Annotated in this window: 15 protein-coding genes and 1 tRNA gene; 5 read left to right on the top strand and 11 right to left on the bottom strand. The window is 71.0% G+C overall.

Going from position 1 to position 15,438, the window contains the following annotated elements:
- Positions 1–20: 20 nt before the first annotated feature.
- From KVF89_RS19155 to KVF89_RS19120, 8 genes are all read right to left on the bottom strand, one after another.
- On the bottom strand, positions 21–650 hold the full coding sequence (locus KVF89_RS19155) for a 2OG-Fe(II) oxygenase (RefSeq protein ID WP_257427765.1): 630 nt from the start codon (positions 648–650) through the stop codon (positions 21–23).
- Positions 643–1,779: an LPXTG cell wall anchor domain-containing protein gene (locus tag KVF89_RS19150; RefSeq protein WP_257429189.1), complete on the bottom strand. Its 1,137-nt coding sequence runs from the start codon at positions 1,777–1,779 to the stop codon at positions 643–645. The genes KVF89_RS19155 and KVF89_RS19150 overlap by 8 nt, the downstream gene beginning before the upstream one ends.
- A gap of 148 nt (positions 1,780–1,927) precedes the next feature.
- Positions 1,928–4,099 carry a VaFE repeat-containing surface-anchored protein gene (locus KVF89_RS19145; RefSeq protein ID WP_257427763.1) on the bottom strand — a complete coding sequence of 724 codons (2,172 nt, stop codon included), beginning with the start codon at positions 4,097–4,099 and terminating at the stop codon, positions 1,928–1,930.
- Entirely contained in the window at positions 4,089–5,507 is a 1,419-nt protein-coding gene (locus KVF89_RS19140) for a VaFE repeat-containing surface-anchored protein (RefSeq protein ID WP_306809840.1), read from the bottom strand. The genes KVF89_RS19145 and KVF89_RS19140 overlap by 11 nt, the downstream gene beginning before the upstream one ends.
- Positions 5,508–5,987: 480 nt before the next feature.
- Complete coding sequence (locus tag KVF89_RS19135; protein ID WP_257427760.1) at positions 5,988–7,595, bottom strand: sigma-70 family RNA polymerase sigma factor; 1,608 nt, start codon at positions 7,593–7,595, stop codon at positions 5,988–5,990.
- Between the two features lie 214 nt (positions 7,596–7,809).
- A complete protein-coding gene (locus KVF89_RS19130; RefSeq protein WP_257427759.1) occupies positions 7,810–8,349 on the bottom strand; it encodes a GNAT family N-acetyltransferase in 540 nt (179 codons plus the stop codon).
- A 119-nt stretch (positions 8,350–8,468) separates the two neighbouring features.
- Positions 8,469–9,740, bottom strand: a complete 1,272-nt coding sequence (locus tag KVF89_RS19125; RefSeq protein WP_257427758.1) for a HipA domain-containing protein — start codon at positions 9,738–9,740, stop codon at positions 8,469–8,471.
- Positions 9,733–10,182 carry a helix-turn-helix domain-containing protein gene (locus tag KVF89_RS19120; protein ID WP_257427757.1) on the bottom strand — a complete coding sequence of 150 codons (450 nt, stop codon included), beginning with the start codon at positions 10,180–10,182 and terminating at the stop codon, positions 9,733–9,735. The genes KVF89_RS19125 and KVF89_RS19120 overlap by 8 nt, the downstream gene beginning before the upstream one ends.
- 69 nt (positions 10,183–10,251) lie before the next feature.
- On the opposite strand from KVF89_RS19120, the gene KVF89_RS19115 reads away from it, so the two are divergent.
- Positions 10,252–10,503 (top strand): hypothetical protein, encoded by a 252-nt coding sequence (locus KVF89_RS19115; RefSeq protein ID WP_257427755.1) that lies wholly within the window; start codon positions 10,252–10,254, stop codon positions 10,501–10,503.
- 53 nt (positions 10,504–10,556) lie between these two features.
- Here the strand turns inward: KVF89_RS19115 and KVF89_RS19110 are convergent.
- A tRNA-Ser gene (locus KVF89_RS19110) sits at positions 10,557–10,646 on the bottom strand.
- 125 nt (positions 10,647–10,771) lie between these two features.
- On the opposite strand from KVF89_RS19110, the gene KVF89_RS19105 reads away from it, so the two are divergent.
- The 4 genes from KVF89_RS19105 to KVF89_RS19090 all read left to right on the top strand — a co-directional run bounded on the left by KVF89_RS19105 (position 10,772) and on the right by KVF89_RS19090 (position 14,366).
- Positions 10,772–11,998, top strand: a complete 1,227-nt coding sequence (locus tag KVF89_RS19105; protein ID WP_257427753.1) for a GAF domain-containing protein — start codon at positions 10,772–10,774, stop codon at positions 11,996–11,998.
- Positions 11,999–12,083: 85 nt separating this feature from the next.
- A complete protein-coding gene (exaC, locus tag KVF89_RS19100; protein ID WP_257427751.1) occupies positions 12,084–13,607 on the top strand; it encodes an acetaldehyde dehydrogenase ExaC in 1,524 nt (507 codons plus the stop codon).
- Positions 13,607–13,987 carry a DUF779 domain-containing protein gene (locus KVF89_RS19095; RefSeq protein WP_257427749.1) on the top strand — a complete coding sequence of 127 codons (381 nt, stop codon included), beginning with the start codon at positions 13,607–13,609 and terminating at the stop codon, positions 13,985–13,987. The genes exaC and KVF89_RS19095 overlap by 1 nt, the downstream gene beginning before the upstream one ends.
- Positions 13,988–13,997: 10 nt before the next feature.
- Positions 13,998–14,366 carry a VOC family protein gene (locus tag KVF89_RS19090; protein WP_257427744.1) on the top strand — a complete coding sequence of 123 codons (369 nt, stop codon included), beginning with the start codon at positions 13,998–14,000 and terminating at the stop codon, positions 14,364–14,366.
- A gap of 13 nt (positions 14,367–14,379) precedes the next feature.
- Here KVF89_RS19090 and KVF89_RS19085 read toward each other — a convergent pair whose 3' ends face one another.
- Together KVF89_RS19085 and tadA are read right to left on the bottom strand one after the other, a co-directional pair.
- Positions 14,380–14,955 carry a TIGR03086 family metal-binding protein gene (locus KVF89_RS19085; protein ID WP_257427742.1) on the bottom strand — a complete coding sequence of 192 codons (576 nt, stop codon included), beginning with the start codon at positions 14,953–14,955 and terminating at the stop codon, positions 14,380–14,382.
- 31 nt (positions 14,956–14,986) lie between these two features.
- Complete coding sequence (tadA, locus tag KVF89_RS19080) at positions 14,987–15,421, bottom strand: tRNA adenosine(34) deaminase TadA (RefSeq protein WP_257429149.1); 435 nt, start codon at positions 15,419–15,421, stop codon at positions 14,987–14,989.
- Between the last annotated feature and the right edge of the window lie 17 nt (positions 15,422–15,438).

The following is a 15,438-nucleotide window of genomic DNA, read 5'->3' as shown; positions in this document are numbered from 1 at the left end:
CCGATGTCTCGTGACCACCTTCACCTCAGCGGCGGCCCGACCATCCAGCCCACCAGTGAGTAGCGGACGCCCGACGTCACCGGCGTGACCTGGTGGCCGACCGTCGACGGGAAGACGACGACCGAGCCCTGGTCCCGCAGCTGGGGCTGGGCCAGCAGCTGTCCGACGCCGTTCATGAACTCGAGATCGCCGCCCTCGTAGCCACTCGGGTCCGAGAGGTTGACGGTCACGCTGACCTTGCGCTCGAGCCCGGTGCCGAGCTGGCCGTAGTCGGTGCTGTCATAGCTCAGCGCGTCGACGTGCCAGGTGAACTGGTCGCCGACGTCGTAGCGCAGGATGCTCAGCGTGCCGAGACCGGTCACGTCGAACTTCCACAGCAGGTTCGCCAGGTTGGCGAAGTGCGACACCAAGGCTCCGGCCCAGTGGCCCGGCTCGATGAAGGTGTGCCTCGTCTTGCGGGACTCGGAGATGATCTCCACCGGGCGGTCGGCGAGCTGCACCGTGGCGGCGTACAGCTCCTCGTCGGCGAACGAGCTGATCACCGCCTGGCACACCTCGGGCGGGATCACGCCGTTCCAGAGCCGGTAGACGATGCTCCGTGGAGACGGGGGCGCCGCGGCGTCCCCCGTCTCCACGAGGCTCTCACTCATGGGCGGCCGGTGTGCGGGAACGCCGGACCACGACCACGCCGGCCGCAGTCATGGCGGTGCCGAGCGCGAGCATGCCGAGCGTGGTACCGGCCGCACCGGTCGCCGGCAGCCCACCGGTGCCGTTGCCGGCCGCGGCGCCTTCGACCGCCCCGTCGTCGTCCTTCTTCCCGCCGTTCTTCCCGCCGTTCTTGCCGCCGACATCGCCCGCGCAGATCTCCGGGAAGGTCCGCACGGTGCCGTCGGTCGCGGCGACCGCGTGCACGACGCGGGTGCCGCCGGCTCCGGGCGGTCCCGGAGGTCCGGGCGGTCCCGGCGGTCCCGGAGGCCCTTCCGGGCCGGCATTGCCGTCCTCGCCGGCCGGGCCCTGCGGGCCGACGGGGCCCTGCGGGCCCGCCGCTCCGTCTTGGCCGTCGAGGCCCGGCTCGCCGGCGGCGCCGCTGGGTCCCTTCGGTCCGGGGGCGCCGGCCGGGCCGGGCGCGCCGGTGACGGTCGCGACGCAGGCGGGGTCGAAGGCGGAGCAGTCGGTCGCGACGACGGCGTGGACGACCCGCGCCGATCCGGCACCCGGAGGTCCGGGCGGTCCAACAGCTCCGGGTGCGCCGGGGGGACCCATCGGCCCGTCGGCGCCCGGCTCGCCGATCGGACCGGTCGGCCCTGGCATGCCGGCGGGACCGTCCGACCCGTCCGCCCCGTCCAGACCCGCCGGGCCATCGTCGCCCCGAGGACCGGTCACGCCAGGAGCGCCGTCGGGACCGGGGATCACGACGACGCAGACGCCGGGTACGGCGCTGCAGTCGACCGGACCGGGTGCGGCATGGACCAACCGCCCCGCGCCTGCCCCCGGCGGACCAGGCGGACCAGGCGGACCGGCCTCACCCACCTCGCCGGCCGGCCCCTCCGCGCCCTGGGGTCCCCCCGGCCCCTGCGCGCCGGGCGGACCTGTCGGTCCCTGCGCGCCGTCGGCACCGTCGGCGCCGGCCGGCCCCGCGGCGCCCGCCGGCCCCGAGGCCCCGTCGGCACCGGCCTTGCCGTCCGGTGCGCTCGGCAGCAGGCAGGTCACGCCCTCCTGTGCCGCGGCGGTCGGCTCGGCCTGGGCGGGGGAGCCGACGGCCAGAACGCTCAACGTCATGACACCCGAGACAGTGGCCAGATATCCCAACTCCGGACGTGGTGGCATGGTTCGTTCCTCTTCTCTCCTTGCGGAGTGATTAGTCCAGTGGATGTGTCCGGCGGCGGTGGCGGACAAGCACCACCACCGCCGCCGGAGTCTTCGGAGCTCAGCCCAGCGGAACCGCGGTGACCACGACGTTCTGGCGGTAGTGGAACCCGCCACCCGAGGTCGTCACCTTGCCGGCGCAGCTGATCAGCACCAGCTTGTGCTCACCCGTGGTCGAGAAGAACCGGTCGGGCAGCTTCGAGGCCCGCGAGAACCTCTCGATCGAGGTGACCCGGTAACGCAGCTTCTTGCCGCCCTGCCAGACCGTCACGACCTTGCCCTTGCGGATCTTGGTGAGCTTCCAGAACGCACCCGGCCGGTCGTGCCGGTCGGAGACGTGGCCGGCGATGACCGTCGTACCGATCAGGTCACCGGCCGCAGCGGACTGGCCGAGCTGACCGGTGCGGGTCACATTGCCCGGCACCTGCATCTTGCCGCGCTTGATGCCGACCAGCGACGTGCCGGCGTTGACCCCCAGCGACGGGATGCGGATCCGCTCGACACTACGACGGCCGGCGACATCCCTTCCCCCGGCGCTGAAGCCCGTGCTGACGACCGGCGCCGAGTAGGCCGGCTTGCGCACCAGCGTCGTCTCCGACACCAGACCACAGGCGTGCGACGCGGCGGTGTTGCGACTGTCCGCCGTGGTCGACGCCACCCAGGTGTAGTAGCCGGTCTGGTTCACCTGGACCGTCGGCGTCTGAACGAGGCCGTTGCCCGGCGTGAAGCTCACCGTTCCGACAGCCTTGGCAGTCGTGCAGGTGATCTCGTCGCGTGAGGCGAACGGTCCGTACAGGGTGGCCGAGCCGATCGCGCCGTGCCCGGGGACGAAGCCGGTGATGGTGACCTTGTCGGAGACGTAGGCACCGGGCTTGACCTGGTCGTGCGAGGTCTCCGTGGTCAGCGAGACCTTGGACTGACCGCCCGCGCCGGTGTCCGGCTGCTGCACCGTGGTGGTCTCGGCCGCCAGACCGCACGCGTGGGTGGCCGCCTCGTTGCGGTCGTCCGCGCTGAGGTTGACCTGCCAGGTGTAGAGGCCGGGCTGGGTGACCGTGACGGTCGGCGTCGTGATCGTGCCATTGGCCGGGGTGAAGGTGACCGTGCCGACCACGTTCGCCTCGGTGCAGACGGTGCCGTTCACCGTGGTCACCGGACCGTAGAGGGTCGCGGTGCCCATCGCGTTGCCGCCCGGGACGAACCCGGTGATGGTGACCACGTCGTGCAGGGCCGCACCGACCTCGACCGTGGCCGCGGAGGCCTGGGTGTTCACGGTCGGCGCACCCTTGGAGACACTCACCGTCTGCGCGGCGTCGTTGATGTCCTTGTGCTCAGCGACCACCGCCGCCTGACCCGTGACCTTCAGCTCCTCGAAGGCCACCAGCTGCTGACCCGCATAGCCGGCCGGAACCGTGAACTCGACCTCGACGGTGCCGTTGGCCGTGACCGGAGTGAACGTCGCCGTACCGGTGATCCCGGTCGCCGAACCATCCGACTTGCGCCGCAGCTCACCACTCACCGTGTACGACGTGCCCGGCGTCAGGTTCTGATACGCGATCGTGTCCACCACGATGCCGCCACCGGCAGGAATCGTGTGGTCGTCATCAGCCTTGTCGACCAGCGTGGTCCCGATGGACGGGTTGGGCGCCACCGAGACGGTCTGCGCAGCATCGTTGATGTCCTTGTGCTCAGCGACCACCGCCGCCTGACCCGTGACCTTCAACTCCTCGAACGCCACCAGCTGCTGACCCGCATACCCGGCCGGAACCGTGAACTCCACCTCGACCGTGCCATTGGCAGTAGCCGGAGTGAACGTCGCCGTACCGGTGATCCCGGTCGCCGAACCATCCGACTTGCGCCGCAGCTCACCACTCACCGTGTACGACGTACCCGGCGTCAGGTTCTGATACGCGATCGTGTCCACCACGATGCCGCCACCGGCAGGAATCGTGTGGTCGTCATCAGCCTTGTCGACCAACGTCGTACCGATCGACGGAGCCGGCGACGAGACACTCACCGTCTGCGCGGCGTCGTTGATGTCCTTGTGCTCAGCGACCACCGCCGCCTGACCCGTGACCTTCAACTCCTCGAACGCCACCAGCTGCTGACCCGCGTACCCGGCCGGAACCGTGAACTCGACCTCGACGGTGCCATTGGCAGTAGCCGGAGTGAACGTCGCCGTACCGGTGATCCCGGTCGCCGAACCATCCGACTTGCGCCGCAGCTCACCACTCACCGTGTACGACGTACCCGGCGTCAGGTTCTGATACGCGANNNNTCGTGTCCACCACCGTGCCGCCCGCAGCAGGGATGGTGTGATCGTCATCAGCCTTGTCGACCAACGTGGTCCTGATCGAGGGAACCGGCGAAGAGACACTCACCGTCTGCGCCGCATCGTTGATGTCCTTGTGCTCAGCGACCACCGCCGCCTGACCCGTGACCTTCAACTCCTCAAAGGCCACCAGCTGCTGGCCCGCATAACCAGCCGGAACCGTGAACTCCACCGTGACCGTGCCATTGGCAGTAGTCGGCGTGAACGTCCTGGTACCAGTGATCCCGGTCGCCGAACCATCCGACTTGCGCCGCAGCTCACCACTCACCGTGTACGACGTACCCGGCGTCAGGTTCTGATACGCGATCGTGTCGACCACCATGCCGCCGGCGGCGGGAATGGTGTGGTCGTCATCGGCCTTGTCGACCAACGTCGTACCGATCGACGGAGCCGGGGCGGCGGTCCAGTTGACGGCGGCCGAGCCGGTGGTCGTGGCGGTGTTGCCCGCGACCAGGATCAGCGACTGCGCGTGGCTGCCGGCCGTGGGCGTACCACCGGAGGTGGTCGGCACCGAGATGGTCATGCCGGTGCCGCCCGCGCCCTGCGCGGTCACGGTGACGGTGGCGGAGCCGGCGGTGGTCGAGCCGCGCAGGTCGAGGTAGATCTGCTGGCCGTCGGTGACGGCCGAGGTGTTGATCAGCGTGCCCGCCGCGTCGGTCACGGCGACGCCCGGAGCGACGGTCACGCCGACGGTCGGCTGGTTGGTGGTGACCGTGAACGGGCCGACCAGGGTGCCCGCCTGCTGAGTGCCGGCCGGAGCGGTGACACTCGCCGTGACCGAAGCCGAGCCGGGCGTCAGGGTGTTGCCGGCGTTGATCTTGCCGATGAGGTACCAGTACGCCGCCTCGGCGTTGGCCACCGAGTCGGAGCCCGTCCAGTTCCAGTTCGAGTCGAAGGTCAGGTCCGTGTAGCGCCAGATGGCGTACTGGATGGCCTCGATCGCGTCGTTCTGCGAGAGACCGGGCACGCCCGCCGCCGTGGCAAAGGCCGACAGACTGATCGCCGGGTAGCTGTTGGCGACAATCCACATCACCTTGCCGGGGACCGTGGGGTCGGTGTCGTAGTAGTTGGTGCCCAAGAAGGCCGACACGTTACCGACGACGCCGGTCGTGCCGGTCTCCGCCGACACGTTGTGCTCGATGCAGTAGGCCCAGTAGTCCGGGGTTCCCGGGTTGCCGGTGTCCGCCGGCACGGGCGAGTACACGCTGTGCAGCTGCGCACCCGAGTGTCCCTGCACCAGCGTGCCGATCCAGACGGTGTCGCCGGCTCCCGGCTGAGTCGCCGCCGATGCCGACGACGCCAGCGACGGCATCACGACTGCCCCCAGGGCGAGGGCGAGGCCCACCACCCAGATCCGCCACGCGCGGTGGCCCCAACTCGACTTGCTCACTGATCTGTCCCCTTCATCTCAACGTCGCGTTGTGCGCGACGAGTAGGTCGTTCGACATGGATCTGCACGTCTCCGGCCCGAGCCCGGGATCCCACCCCGGGCACCGGGATCCCGTATGAACCGAAACGAGCCATGGCGGCAAGAGCGCCGGTGCCACGGCCGAATGTCCCCCGTTCGGGGGACAGGTCCGGGTCTCTCATTTACGTTCCCCCGGCTGCTCCACCGGGTGGCGGCAGAACGGCGGTAGCAGCGCTGCTCCGGTCAGCCGGTCGTCGGCCCGATCGGGTGACGGATCGTCCGACCAACGGTTCGTGGTGACGGCTCCCATGCCTGGGTGACGCCCGTCCGAGGTGGATATGACGCGGTCCGGAAGAAAAAGTTCGGGCGCCCCGAGTGCGCGGCCTACCCCGGCGGGAGGTCCGCGTCGTCGCGCCCCGGTGGCGGCACCGAGATCGACCGTCCGTTGTTGCCGAGGTCGGCGTCGCGCCCCTCGACCCCGAAGATGCCGAAAGCGAGGTACGTCGTCTGCGCAGCCTTGACGTCGACGGTCAGCTGCGTGACCCCGGAACCGGCGAGGACCGTGCCGGCCCACAGACCGTGCTGGGGTAGGGAGGTGCAGGCGTTCGCGCCCGCGTCTTCGACGGCCAGGCAGTACTGGGTAGCGCCGACGCCACTGAGTGCGACCTGGACGGGCCGCCCGTCTCCGTCCACCTGGATCGTGACCCGCCGCCACGCAGGGCCGGAGGGCGACGTACTCCAGGCCGGAACGGCGAGGCGAGGGTCGTCCGTCACAGGGGACGGGGTGTCCGTCGGGGTGCCCGTCGGGGTGCCCGTCGGCGACGGCAGCACGGTGCTCGGAGCGACCACGGGTCCCTCGGTCCGCGGCGGCAAGGGCGTCGCCTCCGCGGCCACCGAGCCGTTGCGACGCTCCAGCTCGTCCACGGACCGGCTGCGGGCCGACGGCGTGACCGGCCGGGGATCCGGCCGCGGGTCAGGGCGGGCCGTGGCCGGCGACGGCGTGGTGCCCGTTCGGGGGTGCAGGGAGGAGCCGGGAGCCGCCGGCGCTTCCGACGCCGCGCCGGCCCGCGGCTGCGCCGCCGGGGTCGGCACGTCGGCCACGTCCGGGGCAGCCACGCGGATCGCCGCCAGCGCGACACCGGCCACCACGCCGGCGACAGCCGTCGAGGAAAGGACAGCTGTCAGCGTCTTGCCCGGCGAACCGCCGACGAGGGCCCCGATACCGCCGACCGCCGTCGTCCCCGCCGCACCCGACGCAGCAACCGACAGCGCCAGCGGAGCGAGCAGCGCGCTGACGTCGCGGCGTGCCTCGCCGAGCTCGAGGATCGCGACGGGACAGGACCCGCACGCCCGCAGATGCCTGTCCACCGCCTCCCGACGCATCCGGGTGAGGTGGCCGTTGACGTAGCCGGGTAGGTAGGTGACGACCTTCTTGCACTCGCTCGAGTCAGAGGCCTGGGCGTACTGCGCAAGATAGGCGTCCGCGAGCCCGCGCCTGGCCCGCAGTGCCAGAGCCGCGACGGCGTTGGCCTTGATGCCGAGGAGCTCTCCGACCTCCTCGTGCGGAACCCGGTCGACCTCGCAGAGCCACAGGACCTGCTGCCAGCGGGCGGGCAGTGTCGTGAACGCGTCCCGCACCACCCGGCTGGTGAGGTGCTGGCCGGAGGCGTCGTCCTCGACCAGCAGCGGGATCAGGTCGTTCGGCTCGGTGGTCAGCTCGCGGCTGTGCTTCCGCAGCCGGTTGACGGCGACATTGTGGACCGTGACGCTGAGGTACGGCCGGAACGTCGTCGCCGGACCTCCGCCGTTCTTGAGGATGGCGAAGATCCGCGCGAAGGCCTCGGCGACCGCGTCCTCCGCGTCTCCTCGACCGACGACGCGTCGAGCCACGCCGAGCGCATACGCGCGGTGACGGACGAACAGGACGCCGAACGCAGGCTCGTCTCCCTGACGAACCCGCTCCAACAGCTCTTCCTCGGAATGAAGCTCCATGTCCCCCCCGAGCCCGGCACGCGGCCGCGACGCGGCGCCCCGCCGGGCCACCCGTCGGCCTGTGGCCGAACACCTGTCCCTGCCTCAGGCTAGGTCGGAGGTCCCGCTTGCGGGCGCGGATGCCGGCCCCGGGCCGCATTTGTCCCCTGAAAGGGGGGCAAGCGCGGGACCTGACACCTCGCCCCCTTCCCGCCCGCCGCGTCGCGCACCCAGGTCAGCCGAGTGGCTTCTCCAGCAGGGTGAACTCGAGATCGTCGCGCTGCGGCAGCCCGAACCTCTCGTCGCCGTACGGGAACGGCGTGCGCCGCTCGGTGTCGACGTACCCGCGCCGCAGGTAGTACGCGATGAGGTCGGTGCGCTGCCGGATCACCGTCATCTCCAGGTGGGTGCTCCCCCACGTCGCCCGGGCGACCTCCTCGGCGCGCGCCAGCATCTTCTTGCCGAGACCGTCGCCCTGTCGGGTCGGGTCGACGGCGAACAGTCCGAAGTAGGCGCGGTCCCCCCGTCGCTCCACATGGCAGCAGGCCGCGACCCGGCCGTCCTCCTCGGCGTCGAGGGCCACCAGCACCACGCTGTCGGGCGCCCCGACCACCCGCCGGACCTCCTCGGCATCGGTGCGCTGGCCCTGCAGCAGATCCGCCTCGGTCGTCCAGCCCTGGCGCGACACGTCCCCGCGGTATGCCGACTCGACCAGGGCGACCAGCGCGGGAACGTCGTCAGGCGTGGCGGTGCGGAACTCATAGCCGGTGCGCATGGGTCCATCCTCTCCCCCAAGCCCCGATCCGGGCCCACACCCGCTCTGCGGAGGCCCCTTCTCCGGATCGTGACGCCCCGGGCTCGTCGTCCGTCAGGTACGCAGTGCCTACCTGGCGGCTACGCAGGCAAGCCGCTCAGAACGGTCCTGGCGTGCTTGCGCAGAGCCGGGACCGTCCGCTCGCCCACCTCGCCGGCCCCTGGCACATCGTCGGACATCGTTGCGATCGCCGCCTCGAACGCATCAGGGAAGGAGCTCGCCAGAGCGGCCACGCGCTGGAGTAGAGAGTCCTCGGGTAGGCCCACGACCGCGGCTGCCTTCGCCCATTGCGCCTGGCGGATGCGAGACACGAGACGCTCCCCGCCGATCGATACCGCGACGCTGCGGTCGACCTTCTTGGAATCGTAGGTCGTGCCGGTCGCGAGGTCGTAGAGCGGCGCGATGCCGACGTACCCGGGCGCCCGCAGCAAGGCGATGTTCTTGGAATGCCCGTCCGGCGCGCCGGCAACCAGGTTGATGGCCACGAAGTCGGCAAGCGCGAGCTTGTCGTCGAGCTCGTTGGTGGACTCCCTCGTGACGACCTGCATCATGTCCCGCAGCGTTGGCCCCCGCCGTGATTCGTATTTGTCCTGGGGCATGCGACCGCATGCCTGGGCGAAGTCCTCCTGGTGAATTCGAACGATCTCACCATCGACGCGTGCTCTGTCGAAACGCTCCACGACGATGGCCCACTGGTCCTCGAACCGTTCGAACGCGCTTGAAGCGACGACGACGCCGAGCGACCCGGCAGCAGCCATCGTGGCGTGCTCCACGAGAGCCTGGTGATGGAGCTTGGCGATGCCCGGCTTGAAGATGTGGGTGGTCGCCGCACTGCCGTGCGCCGCGCACCATTGGTCAGCCGTCCACGTCAGGGCGAACTTCTCCTGCTGGCCGCCCAGCGACCAGTGCTCACCCGGCATCGTCCAGGAAGGTTCTCCACCGGCCAGAGCGCGAATGCGGTCCGCGATGGCTGCCTCGTCCAGCGGTTCGAACTCGGTCGCCCGCGCAGCTAGATCGTCCAGCTGATCCTCGCGGCAGAACTGGACGGCGCCAGGACAGTCGCGGCCCATCGCTGCGAGCATGGAGAAGGCGTCGTCTGCGTCGACATCTTCCCATTCCGCTGCCCACGCTTCTCGAGCCTCCTTGCTCTCGGGAAGCAGGCCAGCCAGGTACGGCATGACGTTCTTGGCCGGGTAGGCGTCGACCCGCAACGGCAAGCGCGCCGACAGGGCAACCTCGCCGACCCGGACGTAGGCAGGATCGTAGGCGAACTCAGGCTCGTCGCCCGCTGACTCGCGCGAGAGGCGGCCGACCACAACGCCACCCAGGAGAACCGCGAGGCGTTCAGTCACGCTGTGCCTCACGCGGCGCCGGCAGTCCCCAAGCAGCGCGACGTCCTGCGCTGGCGTTCTTCAAGGCCGCGCCGGCGGAGCCCGGAACCGCCTCGAAGGACTTGAGTGTTGGCGGCTTCTTCGCAGGCGCCGTTCGCGGTCGCGACGCCGACTTCTCCGGCACTGGAGGAACCTCGGCGGGGGTGCTCTGCAGCGTGGCCCGGTCCGGCTGCTCGGGCCGGGCCGACGACAACGTCAAGGTGAGCTCGAGCGCGCGCAGGAGCCGTAGCAGCGGTTCGAGCTCGGCTCCGCGGTGCCCTGCCTCGACTCGTGCGAGCCAGGAGCGCGCCACGCCCGCGCGCTGGGCCAGGTCGGCTTGCGTGAGGGCACGCGCCTTCCGCGCATCGCGGATCAGGCCGCCGAGCTTGGTCCAGCTCGTGATCGCATAGTCATTCGCGGTCACCGCGCGCCTCCCATCTCGTCCTTGAACAAGGACATACTAGTCACGTCCTCGTACGAGGACAAACCGTCGATGTCCTTGAACAAGGACGATAGCGATTCGTCCGCGTTCAAGGACATCGACGCAAGAGGCGTCACCGGCCAGCGCTGCCACATCGGGATCGGACGAACCCACGCCGGAACCCACGTCCGGCTCCTGATCCAAGACCTCAACGTCCAAGTCATCCACGCCACGACCGGCGAGATCCTCCGCGAGCTCGAGATCGACCTCAACCGCGACTACCAACCCACCGGCCGCCCGCCCGGACCCACCAAAAAGCAATGAGCCCGAACCCACTTCCGTGGGTTCGGGCTATGCCGATGTCCTGAGACATCACATGGCGGTGGCGGAGGGATTTGAACCCTCGGTGGACTTGCGCCCACAAACGCTTTCGAGGCGTTCTCCTTAGGCCGCTCGGACACGCCACCGCCGGAGACCTTACCGGAGCCGTGAGGTGCGCCCGAAATCGCCCGCGACCGGCCGATGCAACCTGAATGCAACCTCTGTGCGGGATCGTCGACGTCAGAGACGATCGTCACATGGGAGAGACGCCGTGCCCGGACTCATGACACCCGACGCCGGACCGCGCGGAAGCCGCGGGATGCGCGCCGAGGTCGCCGCGTCCTGGGAGCGCTCGGCGGCGGCAGGTGTCGACGTCACCCAGAGGGAGGCGCCGATCGCCCTGGAGACGCCGGACCTGCGCGGGCAGCGCGAGGCGCACCCGCTGGCACGGGTGCTCCCGCTGCTCGACGACGTGCTCGGGCGCGAGGTGCGCGCCTGCGGCGCGGTGATGGCGCTGGCCGACGCGGAGGGAACCCTGCTGTGGGTCTGCGGTACGCCGGAGCGACTGCGCGAGGCGGAGCGGATCGGGTTCGTCGAGGGGAGCAACTGGGACGAGCGGCTGGCCGGCACCAACGCGCCGGGGCTGGCGCTCGCGACGGGACGCGAGGCGCTCATCACCCGCGACGAGCACTTCCGCTCCTCGGTGCGCTCCTGGAGCTGTGCGGCGACGCCCATCCACGATCCCGGGACCAGCCGGCTGCTGGGAGTACTCGACGTGACCGGCGGGGACGCGATCGTCGTACCGCAGACGATGGCGATGCTGCGCGCCGCCGCGCGCCTGGCCGAGGCCGAGCTCGCCCGACAGGCGCCACCACCGGTGCCCACCGAACGCGACACCGGCCTGCGGCTGGTGCTGGAGCTGCTCGGCCACGACGCGGCGCTGGTGACCGTCGACGACGGGCGCGGCCGGCTCAGCCGACTGCGTCTCTCCCGCCGCCACAGCGAGATCGTCGCGCTCCTCGCCGCCTCCCCCACCGGGCTGACCGGCGACGAGCTGGGCGTGCTCCTCTACGAGGAGGACGGCGGTACGTCGACCCTGCGCGCCGAGCTGAACCGGCTGCGCAGCCTGCTCGGTGACGAGCTGCTCGCCTCGCGCCCCTACCGCCTCGCCGCCCCGGTGAGCGGCGACTGGCTCGCGGTCGAGGCGCAGCTCGCGGCGGGTGACCTGCGTGGCGCGATGCGTGGATACGCCGGCCCGGTCCTCCCGCGATCCACCGCGCCCGGCGTGGTCCGGCTGCGCGAGGGCCTGGCGGCGTCGCTGCGCCAGGCGCTGCTCCGGTCGCGGGCGCCCGACCTGATGTCGACCTGGACCCGGTCCGGCTGGGGACGCGACGACTACGAGATGTGGCTGGCCCAGCGCGCCGTCGTACCGGCGTCCTCGCCGATGCGCGCCCTCGTCGACGGGCAGGTCGCCCGGCTCGACGCCGAACTCGCCTGAGCGATCGCAACGAGCCTGCAACGTCGCACTCCCTAGCGTCGTGAGCACCGTCACACCGACGGTCCGACACCTCAAGGGAGCAGACATGACCGTCTACGCCGCGCCCGGACAGCCCGACTCGCTCGTCTCCGTCCAGAGCCGCTACGGCCACTTCATCGGCGGCCAGTGGGTCGACCCGATCAAGGGCGACTACTTCGAGAACGTCTCGCCGGTGAACGGGAAGGCCTTCACCGAGATCGCCCGGGGCACCGCGGAGGACGTCGAGGCCGCGCTCGACGCCGCCCACGCCGCCGCACCGGCGTGGGGAAGGACGTCGCCGGCCGAGCGCGCCACCGTCCTCAACCGGATCGCCGACCGGATCGAGGAGAACCTCACCGCCCTCGCCGTCGCCGAGACCTGGGACAACGGCAAGGCGGTCCGCGAGACCCTCAACGCCGACCTGCCACTGGCGGTCGACCACTTCCGCTACTTCGCCGGCTGCATCCGCGCCCAGGAGGGCGGGATCTCGGAGATCGACGAGAGCACCTACGCGTACCACTTCCACGAGCCGCTCGGCGTCGTCGGCCAGATCATCCCGTGGAACTTCCCGATCCTGATGGCGGTCTGGAAGCTCGCGCCCGCGCTGGCGGCCGGCAACGCCGTCGTGCTCAAGCCGGCCGAGCAGACCCCGTGGTCGATCCTCAAGCTGATGGAGATCATCGGCGACCTGCTGCCCGCCGGCGTCATCAACGTGGTCAACGGCTTCGGCGTGGAGGCCGGCAAGCCGCTCGCGTCGAGCTCCCGGATCGCGAAGATCGCGTTCACCGGCGAGACCACGACCGGCCGGCTGATCATGCAGTACGCGAGCCAGAACATCATCCCGGTGACCCTGGAGCTCGGCGGCAAGAGCCCCAACATCTTCTTCGACTCCGTCTCGGCCGAGCGGGACGCCTTCTACGACAAGGCGCTCGAGGGCTTCACGATGTTCGCGCTCAACCAGGGCGAGGTCTGCACCTGCCCGTCGCGGGCGCTGGTGCAGCGCACCATCTACGACCGGTTCGTGCCCGACGCGATCGAGCGGGTGAAGGCGATCAAGCAGGGCAACCCGCTCGACGACACCACGATGATGGGCGCCCAGGCGTCCAACGACCAGCTCGAGAAGATCCTCAGCTACCTGGAGATCGGCAGGCAGGAGGGCGCCCGGGTGCTCACCGGCGGCGACCGGCTCGTGCTCGACGGCGACCTCGCCGAGGGGTACTACGTGCAGCCGACCGTCTTCGAGGGCGACAACTCGATGCGCATCTTCCAGGAGGAGATCTTCGGCCCGGTCGTCTCGCTGACCAGCTTCGACGACGAGGCCGACGCACTGAAGATCGCCAACGACACGCTCTACGGCCTCGGCGCCGGGGTGTGGTCGCGCGACGGGTCGCAGGCCTTCCGCGCGGGCCGCGAGATCCAGGCCGGCCGGGTCTGGACGAACAACTACCACGCCTACCCGGCGCACGCCGCGTTCGGTGGCTACAAGCAGTCGGGCATTGGCCGCGAGAACCACAAGATGATGCTCGACCACTACCAGCAGACGAAGAACCTGCTCGTGTCGTACAGCCCGGACGCGCTCGGCTTCTTCTGATGGACCGCGTGGCTGTGACCGGTGAGGCGGCGGAGCTGCTCCGCCGCCTCACCGAGGCCAACGGGCCGGTGATCTTCCACCAGTCCGGCGGCTGCTGCGACGGGTCGGCGCCGATGTGCTACCCGGACGGCGACCTCCTGCTCGGGGACGCCGACGTCCACCTCGGCGACCTCGACATCGGCCTGGACCGTGCGGTGCCGGTCTGGATGTCGAAGGCCCAGTTCGCGTACTGGTCGCACACCCACCTGACCATCGACGTGGTGACCGGGCGCGGCGCGGGCTTCTCCCTCGAGGCGCCGTACGGCGTGCGCTTCCTCATCCGGTCGCGGCTGCTGACGGACGCCGACAGGGCCGGGCCGGATGTCGGTGCCGCGGTCTAGCGTCCCTGCCATGGCACTGACCCTGGGCATGATCACCACCGACTCCGCCGATCCCGTCCCGCTCGCCACCTGGTGGGCCGGGCAGTTCGACGCCGAGGTCGCCGACCCCTACGGCGGGGAGTTCCTCCTCGTGCGCGGCGGCACGCTGCCGATCGCGCTGGCCTTCCAGAAGGTCGACGACCCGACGCCGGGCAAGAACCGGCTCCACCTCGATCTGGGCGCTCCCGACCTCGACGCCGAGGTGGAGCGGCTGGTCGCGGGCGGCGCCACGGTCGTCGCGCGGCGCGGCGACGAGAGCTTCGCCTGGGTCACCCTCACCGACCCCGCCGGCAACGAGTTCTGCGTCGCCGGCGCCGACGAGGCCGCTGCCGAGCTCTGACCCGCTCGCGGTCTCAGGCGCGGCGTCCGAGCAGCGCGAGCAGCCGCACCAGTGCCGGGGCACCTGCCGGGACCGGCAGCACCTCACCGAAGGCGTCGCCGCGGAAGGGCGCGGCCTCCGGCGTCGAGAACGGCTCGGCGAAGGCGAGGCACGCGGCGACGTCCTCCTCCCGCACGGTGAACGGCACGCCCAGCGCGGTCGCGAGGTCCCAGCCGTGCACGACCACCTCGTTGAGCGCGACCGACGCGGCCTCCGCGCCGGACATCTCCACCGGGCCGGCGACGGTGTCGCCGTCGAACGCCGCCGGGTCGCGCCAGGCCTCGGCGAGGTCCGCCAGGTTCCGGTCGACCCCTTCGCGCCAGTCCGGCCCGAGCCGGGAGGCATCGCCGCTGCCGCCCTGCTCGGCGCCGGGGACGCGCTCCTTGCGGGCGGCTCCCGCGAACGCGAGGGCGAGACCGCCGATGTGGTCGACCAGGTCGCCGACGGCGTACTGCGTGCAGGGCGTCGGCAGGGTGAGCTGGTCGTCGCCCACCGATGCCACCAGGTCACGCAGCGTGGAGGTGGCAGGTCCGAGCTCGAGAGTCGTCATGTCGGGTACGGACCGGCGCGCCGGCCCGGAATCATCGGCGCTGGGTGGCGAAGAACCGGTCCAGCAGCGCGGCGGACTCGTCGGCGAGCACGCCGGCGACCACCTCGGGCCGGTGGTTGAGCCGACGGTCCCGTACGACGTCCCACAGCGAGCCCACCGCCCCGGCCTTGTCGTCGTAGGCACCGAAGACGACGCGGTCGAGGCGGGAGAGGACGGCCGCGCCCGCGCACATGGTGCAGGGCTCGAGGGTGACGACGAGGGTGCAGCCGGTCAGCCGCCACTCGCCGCGGGATGCGGCGGCCTGACGCAGCGCGACCACCTCGGCGTGGCCGGTCGGGTCGGCGTCGCGCTCGCGGACGTTGTGCCCGGTCCCGACGACGGCTCCGGAGGCGTCCACGACCACGGCACCGATCGGGACGTCGCCCGTGGCCGACGCGGCGGCGGCCTCTGCGAGCGCGGCCCGCATCGGCTCCTCCCAGCGCG

Source organism: Nocardioides carbamazepini, from assembly GCF_024614185.1.
Taxonomy (GTDB): domain Bacteria; phylum Actinomycetota; class Actinomycetes; order Propionibacteriales; family Nocardioidaceae; genus Nocardioides; species Nocardioides carbamazepini.
This window is presented reverse-complemented; position numbering and strand designations above follow the sequence as displayed.

Coding starts and splice junctions, on each gene's coding strand:
- tadA (WP_257429149.1), bottom strand. CDS start 15,421: ATGCGGGCCGCGCTCGCAGAGGCCGCCGCCGCGTCGGCCACGGGCGAC.
- KVF89_RS19155 (WP_257427765.1), bottom strand. CDS start 650: ATGAGTGAGAGCCTCGTGGAGACGGGGGACGCCGCGGCGCCCCCGTCT.
- KVF89_RS19130 (WP_257427759.1), bottom strand. CDS start 8,349: ATGCGCACCGGCTATGAGTTCCGCACCGCCACGCCTGACGACGTTCCC.
- KVF89_RS19095 (WP_257427749.1), top strand. CDS start 13,607: ATGGACCGCGTGGCTGTGACCGGTGAGGCGGCGGAGCTGCTCCGCCGC.
- KVF89_RS19150 (WP_257429189.1), bottom strand. CDS start 1,779: ATGACGTTGAGCGTTCTGGCCGTCGGCTCCCCCGCCCAGGCCGAGCCG.
- exaC (WP_257427751.1), top strand. CDS start 12,084: ATGACCGTCTACGCCGCGCCCGGACAGCCCGACTCGCTCGTCTCCGTC.
- KVF89_RS19090 (WP_257427744.1), top strand. CDS start 13,998: ATGGCACTGACCCTGGGCATGATCACCACCGACTCCGCCGATCCCGTC.
- KVF89_RS19085 (WP_257427742.1), bottom strand. CDS start 14,955: ATGACGACTCTCGAGCTCGGACCTGCCACCTCCACGCTGCGTGACCTG.
- KVF89_RS19115 (WP_257427755.1), top strand. CDS start 10,252: ATGTCCTTGAACAAGGACGATAGCGATTCGTCCGCGTTCAAGGACATC.
- KVF89_RS19135 (WP_257427760.1), bottom strand. CDS start 7,595: ATGGAGCTTCATTCCGAGGAAGAGCTGTTGGAGCGGGTTCGTCAGGGA.